At 68.7% G+C, this 17702-nt stretch carries 13 protein-coding genes; 5 read left to right on the forward strand and 8 right to left on the reverse strand.

Going from position 1 to position 17702, the window contains the following annotated elements:
- The first annotated feature begins 130 nt into the window (after nucleotides 1–130).
- Nucleotides 131–1465 (forward strand): ABC transporter substrate-binding protein, encoded by a 1335-nt coding sequence (locus tag MQH31_RS01730; protein WP_134534110.1) that lies wholly within the window; start codon nucleotides 131–133, stop codon nucleotides 1463–1465.
- Between the two features lie 403 nt (nucleotides 1466–1868).
- On the opposite strand, the gene MQH31_RS01735 is transcribed toward MQH31_RS01730, so the two are convergent.
- The 4 genes from MQH31_RS01735 to MQH31_RS01750 are packed head-to-tail and all read right to left on the reverse strand — an operon-like array spanning nucleotide 1869 to nucleotide 6042.
- Nucleotides 1869–2651, reverse strand: a complete 783-nt coding sequence (locus tag MQH31_RS01735; RefSeq protein WP_134534108.1) for an ABC transporter ATP-binding protein — start codon at nucleotides 2649–2651, stop codon at nucleotides 1869–1871.
- A gap of 2 nt (nucleotides 2652–2653) precedes the next feature.
- Nucleotides 2654–3649: an ABC transporter ATP-binding protein gene (locus tag MQH31_RS01740; protein ID WP_243010679.1), complete on the reverse strand. Its 996-nt coding sequence runs from the start codon at nucleotides 3647–3649 to the stop codon at nucleotides 2654–2656.
- Complete coding sequence (locus tag MQH31_RS01745) at nucleotides 3639–4628, reverse strand: branched-chain amino acid ABC transporter permease (RefSeq protein ID WP_134534104.1); 990 nt, start codon at nucleotides 4626–4628, stop codon at nucleotides 3639–3641. Before MQH31_RS01745 ends, MQH31_RS01740 begins: the two co-directional genes overlap by 11 nt.
- Nucleotides 4629–4641: 13 nt before the next feature.
- Entirely contained in the window at nucleotides 4642–6042 is a 1401-nt protein-coding gene (locus tag MQH31_RS01750) for a branched-chain amino acid ABC transporter permease (RefSeq protein ID WP_241976154.1), read from the reverse strand.
- A 252-nt stretch (nucleotides 6043–6294) separates the two neighbouring features.
- Between MQH31_RS01750 and guaB the strand changes: the two genes are divergently transcribed.
- Nucleotides 6295–7797: an IMP dehydrogenase gene (gene guaB, locus MQH31_RS01755; protein ID WP_243010680.1), complete on the forward strand. Its 1503-nt coding sequence runs from the start codon at nucleotides 6295–6297 to the stop codon at nucleotides 7795–7797.
- A gap of 54 nt (nucleotides 7798–7851) precedes the next feature.
- Here the strand turns inward: guaB and MQH31_RS01760 are convergent, their stop codons facing one another.
- The 3 genes from MQH31_RS01760 to MQH31_RS01770 form a co-directional block, all read right to left on the reverse strand.
- Complete coding sequence (locus MQH31_RS01760) at nucleotides 7852–8994, reverse strand: MalY/PatB family protein (protein ID WP_243010681.1); 1143 nt, start codon at nucleotides 8992–8994, stop codon at nucleotides 7852–7854.
- A gap of 129 nt (nucleotides 8995–9123) precedes the next feature.
- Nucleotides 9124–11058: a clostripain-related cysteine peptidase gene (locus MQH31_RS01765; RefSeq protein WP_243010682.1), complete on the reverse strand. Its 1935-nt coding sequence runs from the start codon at nucleotides 11056–11058 to the stop codon at nucleotides 9124–9126.
- Nucleotides 11059–11069: 11 nt separating this feature from the next.
- Entirely contained in the window at nucleotides 11070–11762 is a 693-nt protein-coding gene (locus MQH31_RS01770; RefSeq protein ID WP_243010683.1) for a hypothetical protein, read from the reverse strand.
- A 106-nt stretch (nucleotides 11763–11868) separates the two neighbouring features.
- On the opposite strand from MQH31_RS01770, the gene MQH31_RS01775 reads away from it, so the two are divergent.
- Nucleotides 11869–12987: a GuaB3 family IMP dehydrogenase-related protein gene (locus MQH31_RS01775; protein WP_134534095.1), complete on the forward strand. Its 1119-nt coding sequence runs from the start codon at nucleotides 11869–11871 to the stop codon at nucleotides 12985–12987.
- Nucleotides 12988–13026: 39 nt separating this feature from the next.
- Nucleotides 13027–14787: a glycerol-3-phosphate dehydrogenase/oxidase gene (locus MQH31_RS01780; protein ID WP_134534093.1), complete on the forward strand. Its 1761-nt coding sequence runs from the start codon at nucleotides 13027–13029 to the stop codon at nucleotides 14785–14787.
- Between the two features lie 661 nt (nucleotides 14788–15448).
- Here the strand turns inward: MQH31_RS01780 and MQH31_RS01785 are convergent.
- Nucleotides 15449–16432: a hypothetical protein gene (locus MQH31_RS01785; protein WP_243010684.1), complete on the reverse strand. Its 984-nt coding sequence runs from the start codon at nucleotides 16430–16432 to the stop codon at nucleotides 15449–15451.
- A 739-nt stretch (nucleotides 16433–17171) separates the two neighbouring features.
- Here MQH31_RS01785 and MQH31_RS01790 point away from each other — a divergent pair.
- The gene (locus MQH31_RS01790; protein ID WP_134449944.1) at nucleotides 17172–17699 is read left to right on the forward strand and encodes a cation:proton antiporter regulatory subunit; all 528 of its coding nucleotides are present in this window, start codon (nucleotides 17172–17174) and stop codon (nucleotides 17697–17699) included.
- Nucleotides 17700–17702: the final 3 nt, after the last annotated feature.

Raw genomic sequence — 17702 nt, forward strand, 5'->3', positions numbered from 1 at the left:
GCTAACGATGTTCTCTTTGCACGGCAAGAAAACATCCTCGAAACAAAGTGATCCTAGGTTGGAGCCTAATAACGCGAGTGGGCCTCACCCGGAGGCGTACTGACGCGTGCAAGATGAAAGGGTACCCAGGATGATTAAATCCAAGCACGCCCTCCGGACCGCCATCGTGGCGGGAGCAGGCGTCATCGCCGTCATGCTCTCCGGTTGTGCATCCGGCGGCGGTTCTACCGCTACCACGACCTCGGCCGCGGCCTCGTCCTCGTACACCGACGCAGCTTGTGCGAGCGGAGCGTCCACGGACAAGTCGCTGGTCGTCGGCTCGATCCTCCCGATCACCGGTAGCCTCGCCTATCTCAACCCGCCGGAACTCGCCGGAGTTGGCCTCGCCGTCTCCGACATCAACGCCGCCGGCGGCGTCGACGGCAAGGACGCCTGCGTCCTGGCCACCGACTCCGGTGACAGCACGGACCTGACGATCTCGACCGCATCGGCCCAGAAGCTCATCGCGGCCAAGGTTTCCGTCGCCATCGGCGCGGCGTCCTCGAGCGTTTCGCTCAACGTCGTCGACTCCTTCGCCTCCGCGAAGATCGTCCAGATCTCCCCGGCCAACACCTCGGCCAAGCTCAGCGGCTACGGTCCGTTCTACTTCCGCACCGCACCGCCGGACTCGGTCCAGGGTTCCGCGCTCGGCCAGCTCATCACGGGTGACGGCAACGCCAAGGTCGCCTTCCTGGTCTTCAACGACTCCTACGGCACCGGCCTCCGCGACTTCACGCAGAAGAGCATCGAAGCCTCCGGCGGAACCGTCGTCTACGGCGGCAAGGGCAACGGCCAGGAATTCCCCCCCGGCCAGACCACGTTCTCGTCCGAGGTGACCGCCGCCAAGGCGACCACCCCCGACGCGATCGTCATCCTCGCCTTCGACGAGACCAAGTCGATCATCCCCGAGCTCAAGGCCCAGGGCGTCGACCTCTCCAAGGTCTACCTGTCCGACGGCAACACCGCCGACTACAGCAAGGACTTCGAAGCCGGCACGCTGACCAGCGCACAGGGCACGATCCCCGGCGCATACCCGGCCGACGAATTCAAGGGCAAGCTCGTCTCCTGGTACAAGGACACCCAGAACGCAGCCCTGGGCGACTTCTCCTACGCTCCTGAGGCCTACGACGCGACCACCCTCTCCGCCCTCGCGGCGCTGAAGGCCAAGTCCACCGTCTCCGCCGACATCCAGGCGCAGCTCGCGGCCGTCTCCGGCGCGAGTGGCAAGGGCACCAAGTGCAAGAGCTACGCCGAGTGTGCACCGCTCGTCACCGCCGGAACGGACATCCAGTACGTCGGACAGTCCGGCGTCGGCCCGTTCAACTCGCACAACGAGCCGTCGAGCGCCTTCATCGGCATCTACAAGTTCGACAAGGACAACAAGCCCGTCTGGCAGTCCGCCATCGAAGGACAGACCTCCTACTAGTCGGAGAGTGCTGATCTTCGGCTGAGGCCGTAAGAACACAGGGAGCGGGGTCGGGCGAAAGCCCGGCCCCGCTCTTTCGTGCGCCCGCCTCCGCGCGTGCGCCGGTGCGGCAGCATCCGCTCGTCTGCTGAGGTGTCGCACATCGACGTTCGCCGGGCGCACGAACGTCGATCTGCGACACCTCAGCGACGCCAGCCGCGCCCGCGCCGGTTTCGGCGGTCCGCGCCCGGTTGACGTCGAGGTCGCGCCGGTTTCGGCAGGCCGCGTCCGCCGTTTCGGGAGCGGGCTGCGCAGACGGGCGCGGTTGCAGGCGGATGCTGGCGGGGACGTGAAAAGGCCCGTACCGGCCCTCAGTGGGCTGGCACGGGCCTCTCGGTCGTGCGGGTGGGTCGGAAGACCCGGGTCAGGCGATGGTGACGGGCTTGTCGTCCTTCTCGGCGTCAACATCCTTGGCGAGGGTGCCGAGGTAGAGCTCGATGACCTTCGGGTCGTCCGCGAGTTCGCGGCCGGTGCCCGTGTACGCGTTGCGGCCTTGGTCGAGCACATAGCCGCGGTCGCAGATCTGCAGGCAGCGGCGGGCGTTCTGCTCGACCATCACGATCGTCACGCCGGTCTTGTTGATCCGGCGGGTGCGGATGAAGGTCTCGTCCTGACGCACGGGGGACAGTCCGGCGGACGGCTCGTCGAGGAGCAGCACGGAGGGGTCCATCATGAGTGCGCGCGCCATCGCGACCGACTGGCGTTCACCACCGGAGAGCGAACCGGCCCGCTGGGTGCGGCGGTCGGCGAGGGCGGGGAACAGGTCGAAGATCGCGTCGAGGCGTTCGCTGAGCAGTCGGGGCCGCAGGTACAGGCCCATCTGCAGGTTCTCCTCGATCGTGAGGGAGGGGAACACGTTGTTGTTCTGGGGGACGAAGCCGACACCGGCCTGCACGAGGCGGTTCGCCTTGAACCCGGTGATGTCCTCGCCCTTGAGCGTGACGCTGCCGCTGCGGACGGACACGAGTCCGAACAGCGCCTTCAGCAGCGTCGACTTGCCGGCGCCGTTCGGGCCGATGATTCCGATGAGCTCACCCGGGTAGACATCCAGGTTGCAGCCATTGAGGATATTGACCCCGGGAACGTAGCCGGCGACGAGATCCGTCGCCTGCAGGACCGGAGCGGGGGAGCCTGTGGGTACAACCATGACTACGCGTCGCCTTCCGTGCGGTTTTCGAGTTCGACCTCTTTGGCCAGTTCCTCCGCGACTTCGTCCGTGAGGAGAGAGTCGTCGCCGAGGTCGGTGTCGTGGTGCGCGCCGAGGTAGGCGTCGATCACGGCCTGGTCGTCCATGACGGTCGCCGACGGGCCTTCCGCAACGACCTTGCCTTCGGCCATCACGACGACCCAGTCGGAGATGTGCCGCACCATGTGCATGTCGTGCTCGACGAACAGGACGGTCATGCCCTCGTCGCGGAGCGACTTGATGTGGCCGAGCAGCGACTGGGTGAGCGCGGGGTTGACCCCGGCCATCGGCTCGTCGAGCATGATCATGGTCGGTTCGCTCATGAGCGCCCGCGCCATCTCGAGGAGTTTCTTCTGGCCGCCGGAGAGGCTGCCGGCCATGTCGTTCTTCTTCTCGAGAAGCTTGAAGCGCTGCAGGAGGTCCTCGGCCTGCGCCGTGATCTCCCGTTCGCGGGCCGCCCAGAGTGGCTTGATCACCGCGGCGAAGAGGTTCTCACCCGGCTGGTCCTTCGCGCCGAGGAGCATGTTCTCGAGAACGGTGAGCCGGGACAGCGCCTTGGTCAGCTGGAAGGTGCGCACCATGCCGCGTTGGGCGACCTTCGCGGCTCCCATGTTGTTGACGGACCGCCCATTGAACATCGAGCGGGCGGCATGGTCGGACTTCGGCCCGCCGATGAGGCGCGGGGCGGAGCTCGGCTTGTCGAAGCCCGTGATCAGGTTGAAGAACGTGGTCTTACCCGCGCCGTTCGGGCCGATCAGGGCCGTGATGATTCCGCGCTGCACCTCGAGGTGCGGCACATTGACGGCGGTCATGCCGCCGAACTGACGCACGATGTTGTCGACGACGAGGATCGGGTCCGGCTTGGGGACGCCGGGCAGGGGCGAGACGGCGGCGACGCTCGCCGTGGCGGCGGCCGCGGCTTTCGTCGGGGCGGGGGTGACTCCGAGATCAGTTGACATTGAAGCTCAGCTCCTTCTTGTTGCCGAGTACGCCCTGGGGTCTGAAGATGACCACGAGCATGAGCACCACACCGATCAGAATCCAGGAGAACTGTTCGGCCTGCTGGCCGTTCATGATGCTGTCCGGCACGAATTGGCCGGCGATGCCCTGCACGAACAGGCGCAGGGCGAAGAAGATGATCGAGCCGAGCACGGGCCCGAACACGGTCGCGGCGCCGCCGAGCAGCAGCGCGGTCCACACGAAGAAGGTCATCGACCGACCCATGCTGTCCGCCTGAACGGATGCCGGCAGCACGTAGATGATGCCGCCGAGCGCTCCGATGGTGCCGCCGAGGATGAGCGCCTGCATCTTGTATGCGTAGACGTTCTTGCCGAGGCTGCGGATCGCATCCTCGTCTTCGCGGATGCCGCGGAGCACGCGACCCCACGGGCTGCGCATCAGCAGGAACACGAAGAGGCAGAGGATCCCGACGATGGACCACGCCACGAGGCGGACCCACCAGCCGTTCGACCCGGTGTTGTCGTAGGTGAACGGGCCGAGGGTGGTCTGGCCGTCGCCGAGGAAGGAGAGGTCGGTGAACGGGCCGCGGTAGCTCTGGCCCGTGAGGCCGTTGGAACCGCCGGTGATGTCGGTGAGGAGCGAGGAGCGCCCGATCATCCGGACGATCTCGGCGGCCGAGATCGTCACGATCGCGAGGTAGTCACCGCGCAGCTTCAGGGTCGGGACACCGAGGACGAGCGCGAACACCGCCGCGGCGACGAGTGCGATCAACACGGCGGGGAACAGCGGGATCCCCGCGACGATGGAGATGGCGAAGGCGTATGCGCCGACGAGCATGAACCCGGCCTGGCCCATGTTGAGCAGCCCGGTGTAGCCGAAGTGGATGTTGAGTCCGATGGCGGCGATGGCGAGTGCCGCCGTCGATGGCGAGAAGGCGGAGGCGGCGATCGCCGTCAGGGTCGTCAGAAATTCATTCACGGTCTTGTCCTTCCTAACCGATGCGCTCTCGGCGCCCGAAAATGCCTTGTGGCCTGACGAGCAGGACGAGGATGAGAATGAGCAGTGCCGTGGCGTACTTGAAGTCGCCCGGCAGCACGAGGTTCGTGAGCTCGACGACCATGCCGATGATCATTGCGCCGGCGAGGGCGCCGAACGCGGTGCCGAGCCCGCCGAGGGTGACCGCGGCGAACATCAGCAGCAGCAGCTGCAGGCCGGTCTGCCAGTTCACGCCGTTGAGTACGAGTCCGAGCATCACTCCGGCGAGGCCGGCGAGGCCGGCAGAGGCCGTCCAGACCAGGCGGATGATGGCGTCGACGTCGATCCCGGAGGCCGCGGCGAGCGAGGGGTTGTCCGAAACGGCGCGGGTGGCCCGGCCGATGCGGGAGCGGAGCAGGAACAGCCCGACGAGGATGATGACCGCGACGGCGATGCCCATCGCCCAGAGCGATTGCACCGAGAGGGTGATCGGCCCGATTTCGACGGTGACCGGGTTGGCCTTGTCGATCCGGACGGTCTTGGCGCCGATGAAGAACTGGAACGCGTACTGCAGCGCGATCGAGAGCCCGATGGTCACGATCATCAGCTGGGTGTTCGGCAGGCCGCGCTTGCGCAGCGGTTTCCAGATCAGCGCGTCCTGGAAGTACCCGGTCGCCGCGCAGACGACGACGGTGAGGAAGGCGGCAAGGAAGAGGTTGAGGCCGAGCTGGTTGGCCAGCACGAAGGCCAGCAGTCCGCCGAGGGTGACCTGCTCGCCGTGGGCGAAGTTGCTCAGCCCGGTCGTGCCGTAGATCAGCGAGAGGCCCACGGAGGCGAGGGCGAGCAGCAGCCCGAGGCGGATGCCCGACGCGGCCTGCTGGAGGAAACGCTCCCAGGTGACGGAGCCGCCGGTGGCCGCGCTCGTGTCGCCCGTGGTCGGCGCGGAGGTCGAGCCGCTGGAACTGCCGCCGCTGCCGCTGAGCTTGAAGATGGTGCCCGTGTTGCGACCCAGACCGCCGGTGACGGTGGCCGGGTTGGTGACGCTCGGATCGAGCGTCTCCCCGCTCGGCAGGGTCGTGGTGTCGAGGGTCACGGTGTAGGGGCCGGCGACCGTGATGGCCACGCCCCACTTGCCCGCGGCATCCGTGGTGAGCGTCTCGGGGGCGTCACCGCCGGCGATGGTCAGCTTGACGCCGACAGCCGGGTCACCGTTGGACTGCTTGATGGTGCCCTGGATGCAGCCCGTCGTCGCGTCGGCGACGCACTTCGTCGTCGGCGTGGCCGTCGCGGCCGAAGCACTGGTCGCGCCGAGGCCCATCAGGCCCAGACTGGCGACTCCGATGAGAAGGAGACCGGCGAGCATCCGCCGGGACGACAGGAGGCCTGCCGTGCGGGTTCGCTGCGTGAATGGTGTCAAAACGTAACCTCCGTGAACGGGCGGGGCCTCGGGGTGGTCGAGGGGAAAAAACTCGGGTAAACCGGCCCCTGCCAACTTCTTCGTCGACAGTACGTCCCGATTATGTCGCAAATGTTTCGGACTGGTCTTGGGAATCGGTTCGGTCATCAAGGAATGCGCATGCGGAGAAGTCGCTTAACATTGGTAAACCGGTCGTTTCGACGAATTCCCGGACTTTTCTGTAATTACTCTGCACCAGTTAAAAGGGGTTCCATGGATCAGCCAGATCCGTTCGGTTTCACCGGGCTTACCTACGACGACGTCCTGCTTCTGCCGGGCCACACCGACGTCATTCCCAGTGAAGCAGTGACAATGTCGCGGTTGACCCGCAGAATCAGCGTCGCGACGCCGCTGCTCTCGAGCGCCATGGACACGGTCACCGAGACCAGGATGGCCATCGCCATGGCCCGTGAAGGGGGGCTCGGTGTTCTGCACCGCAACCTGTCGATCGCGGACCAGGCCGAACAGGTCGATCTCGTCAAACGCAGCGAATCCGGAATGATTACCAATCCGGTAACAACTTCGCCGGAGGCCACTGTTGCGGACGTCGACGCGCTCTGCCGGCAGTTCCGGATCAGCGGACTCCCCGTCGTCGACGGTGACGGTGTGCTCGTCGGCATCATCACGAACCGCGATATGCGCTTCGTCACGGCCACCCAGAAGCACACCATGCGGGTGCGCGAGGTGATGACGCGGATGCCGCTCATCACCGGCAAGGTCGGCATGGCCCCGATGGACGCGGTCGCCATCTTCGCCACCCACAAGATCGAGAAGCTTCCCCTCGTCGACGACGCCGGCAGGCTCACCGGCCTGATCACCGTCAAGGACTTCGACAAGAGCGAGGAATACCCGCACGCGACGAAGGACGACGCCGGCCGGCTCCGGGTCGGAGCGGCCATCGGCTTCTTCGGCGACGCCTGGCAGCGCGCGACCGCGCTGCTCGAAGCCGGGGTCGACGTGCTGGTCGTCGACACCGCCAACGGCGACAGCGCCGGCGTGCTCGAGATCATCCGCCGGCTCAAGACCGACCCGGCCTTCGCGGACGTGGACGTCATCGGCGGCAACGTCGCGACCCGGAGCGGAGCGCAGGCACTCATCGACGCCGGCGCGGACGCGATCAAGGTCGGGGTCGGTCCCGGCTCCATCTGTACGACCCGCATCGTCGCCGGTGTCGGCGTCCCCCAGATCACGGCCGTCTACCAGGCCTCCCTCGCCGCCCGCGAGACCGGGATCCCGGTCATCGCCGACGGTGGCCTGCAGTACTCCGGTGACATCGCCAAGGCGCTCGTCGCCGGCGCGGACACCGTCATGCTCGGCTCGCTCCTCGCCGGCTGCGACGAGAGCCCGGGAGAGCTCGTCTTCGTCAACGGCAAGCAGTTCAAGACCTACCGCGGCATGGGCTCGCTCGGCGCGCTGCAGACCCGCGGCAACAAGACGTCCTATTCCAAGGACCGGTACTTCCAGTCGGACGTGCCCTCCGACGACAAGCTCATCCCCGAGGGCATCGAAGGACAGGTCCCATACCGCGGCCCGGTGTCCGCCGTCGCGTACCAGCTCATCGGCGGCCTCCGCCAGTCGATGTTCTACGTCGGGGCGCGCACGATCGACGAACTCAAGCAGAAGGGCAAGTTCGTGCGGATCACCTCCGCCGGACTCAAGGAATCGCACCCGCACGACGTGCAGATCGTGGTCGAGGCCCCGAACTACCGCCGCTGAGCCTCCCGGCGGGTGGCGGGTGGCGGATGCCGCGGCGCGGGGCCCGCGCGCGGCTCAGGTCGCGGCGGCGATCCGCGACACGGCCTCGCTGAGCACCTCGGGTGAGCAGCCGAAGTTGAGCCGGGCGAAACCGGCGCCGGCAGCGCCGAAGAGCAGTCCGGGCATGAGTGCGACTTTCGCGCGCTCGAGGGCGACGGCCGCCGGGTCGTCGCCCCAGCCGAGGGAGCGCAGGTCCAGCCAGGCCAGGTAGCCGGCCCGCGGTTGTTCGTAGCCGACACCGCCGAGGTGTGCGTCGAGGAGCCCGGCCAACAGGCCGCGGTTTTCCTCGAGCGCCGTGCGCGCCGCGTCGAGCCACGGGCCGCCGTCCCGGAACGCGGCGGTGCTCGCGAGCAGCCCGAGGTGGCCGGTGCGCTCGCGGATCCCGGGCGGCAGGGCGGAGGTGAGCAGACGCATCCGCTCGGAGGCCGTGACGATGAGCGCGCAGGTGAGGCCGGCGAGGTTCCAGGCCGTGCTCGCGCTCGTCACGCAGACGCCGTGCCGCGCCGCGGCGGGGGACACCGTGAGGTACGGCGTGAAACTCTCGGCGCCGTAGGTGAGCGGGGCGTTCACCTCGTCGCTGACCACGAAGGCCCCGTACCGTTCGGCGAGCTCGGCGAGTGCCGTGAGGTCCTCGATGCCGTGCGGGTGGCCGAGCGGGTTCTGCGGATTGCAGAGCAGCACGGCGCGGGCGCCCCGCCGGAGCGCGGCCTCGAGGCCGTCGAGGTCGAGCGTCCAGCCGGTCTGCCCGTGCAGCAGCGGCACGTCGATGACGCGGCCGCCCGCCTCGGGCACGAGGTCGAAGAACGGCGGGTACACCGGCGGAGTGATCACGACCTCGTCGCCGGGCGCGAGGATCATCCGCAGCACCTCGACGACGGCCGAGCCCACCTCGTTCGTCGCGACGACCTGCCCGGGGTCGACGTGCCAGCCCCAGCGCCGGGCGGCGAAGGCGGCGAACGCGTCGGCAAGCGGCGCAGCGGATGCCGCATAGCCGGTGTCGCTCCGCCGCACGGCTTCGAAGAGGGCGTCCCTGATCGGCTCGGCGAGCGGGTAGTCGAGTTCGGCGACGAAGAGGGGCAGCACGTCGTCGGGGAATGCGCGCCACTTGAGGCTCGTGCGTTCGCGCAGCAGGGACAGTGGTTCGGCTTCGATGTCCATGACAGCAGCTTGCACCTTCTGTGCGCCGCGCGCACCGATCGATTGCCTCGCTGAGGTGTCGCAGATCGAGGTTCGCGGGCGCAACGAACGTCGATCTGCGACACCTCACGACAGCGCGGGCCGTGCGGGTCAGGGGACGGTGGCCGTGCCGCTCACGCTGGCGCTGTTGCCGCCGAAGTCGGTCACGGTCAGGTCGATCCGCAGTCGGCTGCCGGAGGGGAGCCTGGCGAAGGCGTAGTGCAAGGCAGGGAGGTCGGCGTAGAGGCCGTAGTCGCTCGTGCCGACCCAGCTCTCGGTGCCGTCGCCCTGCACGTTGAGCCGCTCGGGCACGATGATGCCGGTCGGGTCAGCGGTGAGCTCGCCGTAACTGCCGAGCTTGTCGTCGTACGCGAAGTAGGTCTCGTTGCGGATCTCTCCACTCGCGCCGTCGAGGGTGAGGCTCAGGAGCACGTCCTGGTAGGTCTCTCCCGCAACGTCACCGGGCGAGTAGTACGCCATCGGCACGTCGACCGTGACGGATCCGGATCCGGGTCCGGACGCGGCAGCGCCCGTGTCGTCGCCGAACTGCGCGTATGCGGGCGTCGTGTCGGTGCCGTCGCCCAGGGTGAGCTGGGTGAGGTCGTAGCCCCCATGCACCCGCCCGGACCCGCCCGTATCCACCGTCGCCGGTCGCTCGCCGAGGTAGGTGACCGAGCCGTCCGCCTCGATGAGGCCGTATCGCACGGATGCGCTCGCCGCGTTCCCGAGCCCGGCCGGGTCGAGCGTGGCGCTGATGCTCAGGCCGTCCGCGCCGAAGGAGACCTCGGCGCCACTGTCGGTGAACCGGGCCTTCTCTCCGCCGGGGATGGCACCGCCGGCCGCGTAGTAGGAGGTCAGGAAGTCGAGCCAGCCGCCCGCGGTGCCGAGTGCCCGGTAGTCGTCCGCGAAATAGGCCTTTTGGGGTGGGAAGTAGATCGACAGCCCGGTGGCACCCGCGGTGGACTGGCCGTCGACCTTGTCGACTGCCGCTGAACTGATCGCCCGCACGAGTGTCCCGGCCGCGTCGGTTTCCGCGGTGTCGCCCTGGCCGATCTCGCCGGCGAGGATGCCGAGGTCGGCCATGAAGGAGTCCTCGGCCGGATCGGGGCTGCGCCCGAAGCCGAGGGTTCCGGCGAGGGTGCGGCCCACGACGGGGGCGATGCCGGACCCGCGCTCGACCAGGCCGTTGCTGAAGGCCGCGAGTGCGGCATCCACTGCCGGCAGCTTGCCGAGGTCGACGAGCGAGAGGGTGATTTCTGCCGCGTCCCCTTCGGTCTCTGCCTGGGACTGGAACCCCTGGATCAGGGCTGACCCGAGTTCGTCGACGGTGGCGCCTTGTGCGGCAGGCTCGAGGGCGGTGTAGTTCCAGCCGTGACCTGGCTCGAGCTCCTGGGAGGCGAGCAGGCGGTCCGCGCGCGGTGCGAGGGTGCTGGCGACCTCGTAGGTCGCCATCAGGCACGCGTCGAAGCCGAGCAGGTCGAGCTTCGCGACGCCGGCGGCGCTCAGGCCGCTGCCGATCGCGTCGTTCAGCTCGGCGAGGCTCAGCGGGTCACCGTCGGCAGACTCGTCGCCGCCGACTCCCGGCCAGGATGCGCCGTGGTCGGAGACGATCACGGCGTAGTGTTCCGCGGGGAACGCCGTGATGCCGCGCGTGATGAAGGAGGAGAGCACGGCGGGGTCGCCGGTGTCGACGGGGCCGAGGTCGTCCATCACCTCGGCGCCGCCTGGCAGCACGTGCAGGAGCTTCCCGCCGGTCCAGTCGGCCTGGCCGAGCACGGGTTCGGTGCTGTAGTCCGCCGAGCGGTCGACGAGGGCGACGAGGTTGAGCCCGTCGTGCGAGCCGACCTCGCCCATCTCACCGAGGTCGGCCATCATGAACGGCTCGAGATCGGTATCGGCGATCGAGTAGGTGAGCACGGTCCAGCTGCCGGCCGCCGGGCCGTCACCGCCGTTCGGGGCGACCGGGCCGCCGGTCGTGCACGCGGCCAGGCTCGCCAGGAGCGCCAGCGCGGCAACCGCCGCGACAGCCTTACGTGCAGCTCGCACGGCTCGCGCCGCTACAGGCCGACGTAGGGGATCACCGCGGTCAGCGCGGCGGCGGCGAGGAAGATCACCACGCCGGTCGACATCAACACGAGCTGCACCTTGAACTGTCGCACGAGGGCGGCGATGCCGAGCAGGAAGAGCGAGATGGACATCAGCACGGTGTTGAGCGTGAGCCGGTCGCTGAGGCTGTTGTACTCGTCGCCCTGGCTGATCGTCGCGACCGACTTCGCCTGCCCCTCCGCATAGCTACCGAACAGGGTGCTCTGGTATTCCTCGTCGTCGAGCGGGCTGTGGTAGACCGTGGCGTCGGCCGTGTTGGCGGCGTCGGCCCGGGCGATGGCCGCGGCGAAGTCCGTCGAGACCGCCTGGAAAGTCAGGGTGTCGTACTTCCCCGTCGCGTCCGCGGCGATCGCGGCATTCGTGCTGTCCTTCTCGATATCGAGCTCGGCGAGGCGGTTCCAGACCTGGGTGTCCTCCAGGAACTGCTGGTTGGCCTCGAGGTAGAGCGACTCCGCCTCGGTCGACTGGGTCGACCCCTTGGTGTACGCCCCGGCCATCTGGCTGTCGTAGAGGGCCGCCTGGAATGACGCGTACGCCGTGGCGATCGAGACAAGGCCGAGGAGCACCGCGATCACGAGCTCCAGGTTGCTGAACATCAGGTTGAGGCGGGGCTTCGCGGACTCGGTGGGTTGTTCGGACGACATCGGGTGCTCCTGGTGCATCGGGCAGGTTTGCGGGTCTCACCTGCAGGATTTGCGCCAGCTTAGTGGTTCACCTCCTCCGGTTACGGGCTGCGCCTAAGCTGGGGGTATGGAAATCGAGATCGGCCGCTCCAAGCGCGCTCGCCGCGCGTACGCCTTTGATGACATCGCGGTCGTGCCCAGCCGGCGCACCCGCGACCCGGAAGACGTGAACGTCAGCTGGACGATCGACGCGTACGAATTCGCGATCCCCTTCCTCGCCGCTCCGATGGACTCCGTGGTGTCGCCGACGACGGCGATCATGATGGGCCAGCTCGGTGGCATCGGTGTGCTCGACCTCGAGGGCCTCTGGACCCGCTACGACGACCCGGAACCGCTCCTCGCCGAGATCCGCGAGCTGCCGGCCGACCGTGCGACCGCCCGTATGCAGGAGATGTACTCCGAGCCGATCAAGCCGGAGCTCGTCACCGCGCGGCTCGCCCAGATCCGCGCCGCCGGGGTCACCGTCGCCGGAGCCCTCTCCCCGCAGCGCACCCAGGAACTGTACGAAACCGTCGTCGCCGCCGGCGTCGACCTCTTCGTCATCCGCGGCACCACGGTGTCCGCAGAGCATGTCTCGCTCAACCAGGAGCCGCTCAACCTCAAGAAGTTCATCTACGAGCTCGACGTTCCCGTCATCGTCGGCGGTGCGGCCACCTACACGGCGGCCCTCCACTTGATGCGTACCGGTGCTGCCGGTGTGCTCGTCGGCTTCGGGGGCGGCGCGGCCTCGACCACGCGGGCCTCGCTCGGCATCCACGCCCCGATGGCCACGGCCGTCGCCGATGTCGCCGGCGCTCGCCGCGACTATCTCGACGAATCCGGCGGACGCTACGTGCACGTCATCGCCGACGGCGGCCTGAGCACCTCCGGCGACATCGTCAAGGCGCTCGCCTGCGGCGCGGACGCCGTCATGCTCGGCACCACGCTGGCCAGGGCGACGGATGCCCCCGGCGGCGGATTCCACTGGGGCGCCGAGGTACACCACCCGCAGCTGCCCCGGGGCAAGCGCGTCGAGGTCGGCACCGTCGCCCCGCTCGAGACCATCCTCTACGGGCCGACTCCGATCGCGGACGGCACCGCCAACCTGGTCGGCGCACTCCGCCGGTCGATGGCGACCACCGGGTATTCGACGTTGAAGGAATTCCAGCGCGTCGAGGTGGTTGTCGCGCCGTACCGAACGAACTAGCGTCGAGGTACGCACCACCATCTCGATGGGAGTACCCACATGGCAACAGGGAATTCGGTCACGCGGTCGAACAAGCTGGGACCGGCGGAACGTGCCGCGGCCATTGAACGGCTGAAATCCAAAGAGGTCGACATTCTCGTCGTCGGCGGCGGGATCGTCGGCGCGGGCAGCGCCCTCGATGCGGTCACCCGCGGACTGAGCGTCGGCATTCTCGAGGCACGGGACTGGGCCAGCGGCACGTCGAGCCGGTCGTCGAAGCTCGTGCACGGCGGCATCCGCTATCTCGAGCAGCTCGACTTCCGCCTCGTCCGGGAGGCGCTCACCGAGCGGGGGCTGCTCCTCCAGCGGATCGCCCCGCACCTGGTCAAACCGGTGCGCTTCCTGTACCCGCTGAAGAAGCGAGTCACCGAGCGCTTCTACGTCGGCGCCGGCATGCTGCTCTACGACATCTTCTCCTACACCGGCGGTCGCCCGCCCGGCGTTCCGCACCACCGGCACCTGTCCAAGCATCAGGTGATGGGCATGATCCCGAGCCTCGACGCCGACGCGACGGTCGGCGGCATCACCTACTACGACGCGCAGGTCGACGACGCCCTGTACACGGCGTCGCTCGTGCGCACCGCGTCGTTCTACGGCGCGCACGCGGCGAACCGGGTGCGGGTCGAGGGCTTCATCAAGGTCGGCGAACGGGTCGTGGGGGTGCGGGCGCACGACCTCGAGACCGGCGAACGTTTCGAGGTACGCGCGAAGCAGGTCGTGAACGCGACCGGCGTCTGGACGGACGACACCCAGCGGATGGTCGGTGAGCGCGGCACGTTCAAGGTGCGGGCGAGCAAGGGCATCCACCTCGTCGTGCCGCGGGACCGGTTCCAGTCGGCGATGGGGCTGCTGCTGCGCACCGAGAAGAGTGTGCTCTTCGTGATCCCGTGGGGCAGGCACTGGCTGATCGGCACCACGGACACCGACTGGCACCTCGACAAGGCGCACCCCGCCGCGACGGCCGCCGACATCGACTACCTGCTCGAGCACGTCAATGCGGTGCTGCGCGTGCCGCTGACCCGCGAGGACGTCGAGGGTGTCTACGCGGGCCTCCGGCCGCTGCTCGCGGGGGAGTCGGAGCAGACCTCGAAGCTGTCCCGTGAGCACCTGGTCGGGCACTCCGTTCCGGGTCTCGTCGTGATCGCCGGCGGCAAGTGGACCACATACCGGATCATGGCGAAGGACGCCATCGACGCCGCCGTGGACGCCCTCGACGGGAAGATCGCCCCGTCGACGACGCACGAGATTCCGCTGCTCGGCGCGGAGGGATACAAGGCCGCGTGGAACAAGCGCACCCGGATCGCCACCGCCTTCGGGCTGCACACCGTGCGGGTCGAGCACCTGCTCAACCGGTACGGCACCCTCACCGACGAACTGCTCGACCTCATCCGTGAGCGCCCTGAGCTGATCGAGCCGCTGCCGGGAGCCGACGACTACATCCAGGCCGAGGTCGTGTACGCGGCCGGTCACCTCGGTGCCCTGCACCTGGACGACGTGCTCGCGCGGCGCACCCGTATCTCCATCGAGGCGTGGGATCGCGGCGTGTCCGCGGCGCCGGTCGCGGCCCGACTGATGGCCGGGGTGCTCGGCTGGGACGCCGAACACGAGGAACGCGAGGTCGCGGTCTACCTCAAGCGCGTCGCCGCGGAACGGGCCTCGCAGCTCGAACCCGACGACGAGTCCGCCGACCGGGTGCGCCTCGAGGCTCCCGACATTGTCCTGACCGAGCGGTCGGCGATGGGCGACGCCGTCACGAACTGACGCGGCAGCACCACCCCCTGGCGGATGCCGGGCGCACGACGTGCGCCCGGCATCCGTTTGCGCCCCGGCTCCCTGCTCGGTCGTTCGCGCCCGCGCCGGTTTCGACAGCGCGCGCCGGTTTGTGTTCACGCCCGCGCCGGTTTGGGCAGGCCGCGCCCGCCGTTTCGGGTGCGGTTTGCGGAAACCGGCGCGGCGGTGCCGGCCGGGTGCGGGGCCTGCCCGGGTTTCCGTGGCCGCCCGGCGGGGTGTGAGGTTCAGGCTCACGCTCGTGCCGGCGCTGGTTTGTGCTCGCGCCCGCGCCGGTTTCGGCAGCGCGCGACGGTTTGTGTTCGCGCCCGCGCCGGTTTGGGCAGGCCGCGCCCGCCGTTTCGGGTGCTGCTTGCCGAAACCGGCGCGGCGGCGGGGCCGGTATTGCAGCGCGTGAGCGGATGTGGGGCATCGGCCCGTGTCTGGCATCCGTTCGGCCCGTGGCCTGGCCTGTGGCCGTGCCATTCCCGCGCCGGTTTCGGCTGGCCGCGCTGGTTGTATTCGTGACCGCGCCGGTTTGGGCAGGCCGCGCCGGCCATTTCGGGTGCGGCTTGCCAAAACCGGCGCGGCGGCGGTTTACGGATACGTGCCGGACCCGATGTCGCGACCGTACTCGCGTCGTCGTGCCGGGCCGTCAGCGCACCTGCGGAACACCCCGGGCAATGAGGAATCGGCCGAATGCGGAAGGCTCCCTGAGTAGGTCCCAATCCCAGCGAGAGACCGTCGGGCCGCAGGCTCGCACCCGGTCTTCGCGGCGTTTTTCGTCCATGATGACCTCGACCGTCGTGCGTCCCTTGGTGAATTCCTCTTTGACGTACTTGCCGAAACCGTCGAACTCGCCGACTTTCGAGATTTTGCGCCAGAAGAAGTCGACGAAGGCGATGAAGCCGGCCTCATCGTCGAAGCGCACCTGCAGTTCTGGCATCAGGAAGCCCAGCATGAATATCAGCGCGCGGCTCACGGATTCGCCCGCCGAACCCGATTCCGGGCTGGCGAACTCGACCGCCCGGAATGCCGCGGACCGCCCGTTCACCCGCGCACGGTGCGGAAGCCCCGCGAGGGCGACTTCGAGTTCCTCACGGGTAGCCAGGGCCGTGCCGTGTCGTGGTGTGTGGATCGCCTTGTCGACGATCGCGACGGCGGCAGGAAAGGAGACCACTCGCGCGAGCGCGACGGCGGTGTCAGCCGGGGAAGTGACGAGGAGACCGTCGTGTTCGACTATGGAGACCGGTCCGTCCTGGAACCGCCGGAATGTGCCGTGTTTCGACCGGCCGCCGCTCGCCGTAGCTGTCAGGACCTCGATGCCCGCCGGCCAGCGGCCCACGACGGGGAGATCCCAAATCGCGGCGGCCGAGTGGTGCGAGAAGACGACCGGTGCTTCGCTCATCGCGGCCAGCGCGCGAACGCGGAGCAGGTATTGCTTCTCCGGCTTGAGAAGTCTCCATTCGACGGCGAGCGTGTAGGCGCCCCACCGTAGCCGAACGAGCTGACCTCGCTCGATCTCGGAGCGCAGTTCGCGCTGCAGGCCAACCGCCCGCGCGTCGCGGCTGAGGATAATCCCGTCAGGACGGGCGATGGCAACAAGGAGGGAGAGGGGCGTCACGGCTGAGATTGACATGTGCCGAGGTTCCACCTGGGAGGCCAGGCCCGAGGGCGTGAGCTCCGGGACTGTGCAGAAACTCCCCGTCGGCGACCCTGTTGAGGGGAGCCGGGCCGGCCTCGCATCGCCCGAGCCGCGGCATCCGCGCCGCCACTGGCTCGTGCCCGCGCCGGTTTCGGCAGGGCGAGCCAGTTTGCGTTCGCGACCGCGCCGGTTTGCGCAGGTCGCGCCCGCCGTTTCGGGTGCGGCCAGCAGAAACGAGGGCGGTGGTGGGGCCGGGGCTGCAGCGCTTGAGCGGATTTTTGGTGGCGGCCCGAGACTGACATCCGCTGCCCGCGCCGGTTTCTGGAGGCCGCGCCCGCTTGTGTTCGCGCCCGCGCCGGTTTGCGCAGGCCGCGCCCGCCGTTTCGGCCGCGGCCTGCCGAAGCGGGGTGGTGTGACCAGTGGAATGTGGGGCGGTGCTGCCGCGCCTGAGCGGATGCTTGGCGCGGCACCGTCGCCGCGCATCCGTTCGCGCTCGCGTCGATTTCGGCGGCCCACGCCCGACATCCGTTCGTCTCCGCGCCGGTTTCGGCAGGCCGCGCCTGGTTGCGTTCGTGTCCGCGCCGGTTTGCGCAGGCCGCGCCCGCCGTCTCGGGCGCGGCTTGCCGAAACCGGCGCGAGCGCGTGGGCGGATGCACGGGGCCGCCCCGGCCGGGGCCACGGACGGCATCGGTAGACTGGGTCCACTTGCCCTTAATCTTCAGGAGTCGTAACCATGGTTGACGTTCGGCGGGTCAAGCTTCCCGGAGTGGGTGTGCTGCACACCTTCATCACCGATGACGGCGGCAAGGTCGGCGTCATCGCCCACCGCTCCGGACACAGCGACCTCATCACCTTCGCGGACGACGAGGGCGGCCCCGACGCGAGCAAGGTCTCCCTGCGCCTCAACGAAGACGAGGCGCACACCCTCGCCGAACTCCTCGGCGGCACCCAGATCACCGAGTCGCTCACCGCGCTCGACCAGATCCCCGGTCTCAGCATCGACTGGTTCACGGTCGACTACGAGGACCACATCGCCGGCCAGACCCTCGGCAATCCCGCAGACCGCGGCATCGCCGGCCTCACGGTCGTCGCCGTCGTCCGCGGCGAGTCTGCGAACCCAGCACCGGCCCAGGACTTCCGGGTCTTCCCCGGTGACACGCTTGTCGTCGCCGGGTCCCCGGAGAAGGTCGCCAAGGCGTTCACGTTCTTCCGCACCGGTGAGCTCAAGGCCAAGACCGTCGACGCGCCCCCTGGGGGCTAACGG

Origin of the sequence: Cryobacterium zhongshanensis, assembly GCF_022760445.1 — a bacterium.
In the GTDB taxonomy this organism is placed as follows: domain Bacteria; phylum Actinomycetota; class Actinomycetes; order Actinomycetales; family Microbacteriaceae; genus Cryobacterium; species Cryobacterium algoricola.

What these genes read in the sequence shown, in the direction of transcription:
- MQH31_RS01730 (WP_134534110.1), top strand. Translation starts at nt 131, where the DNA reads ATGATTAAATCCAAGCACGCCCTCCGGACCGCCATCGTGGCGGGAGCA.
- MQH31_RS01735 (WP_134534108.1), bottom strand. Translation starts at nt 2,651, where the DNA reads ATGGTTGTACCCACAGGCTCCCCCGCTCCGGTCCTGCAGGCGACGGAT.
- MQH31_RS01740 (WP_243010679.1), bottom strand. Translation starts at nt 3,649, where the DNA reads ATGTCAACTGATCTCGGAGTCACCCCCGCCCCGACGAAAGCCGCGGCC.
- guaB (WP_243010680.1), top strand. Translation starts at nt 6,295, where the DNA reads ATGGATCAGCCAGATCCGTTCGGTTTCACCGGGCTTACCTACGACGAC.
- MQH31_RS01760 (WP_243010681.1), bottom strand. Translation starts at nt 8,994, where the DNA reads ATGGACATCGAAGCCGAACCACTGTCCCTGCTGCGCGAACGCACGAGC.
- MQH31_RS01770 (WP_243010683.1), bottom strand. Translation starts at nt 11,762, where the DNA reads ATGTCGTCCGAACAACCCACCGAGTCCGCGAAGCCCCGCCTCAACCTG.
- MQH31_RS01775 (WP_134534095.1), top strand. Translation starts at nt 11,869, where the DNA reads ATGGAAATCGAGATCGGCCGCTCCAAGCGCGCTCGCCGCGCGTACGCC.
- MQH31_RS01780 (WP_134534093.1), top strand. Translation starts at nt 13,027, where the DNA reads ATGGCAACAGGGAATTCGGTCACGCGGTCGAACAAGCTGGGACCGGCG.
- MQH31_RS01785 (WP_243010684.1), bottom strand. Translation starts at nt 16,432, where the DNA reads ATGTCAATCTCAGCCGTGACGCCCCTCTCCCTCCTTGTTGCCATCGCC.
- MQH31_RS01790 (WP_134449944.1), top strand. Translation starts at nt 17,172, where the DNA reads ATGGTTGACGTTCGGCGGGTCAAGCTTCCCGGAGTGGGTGTGCTGCAC.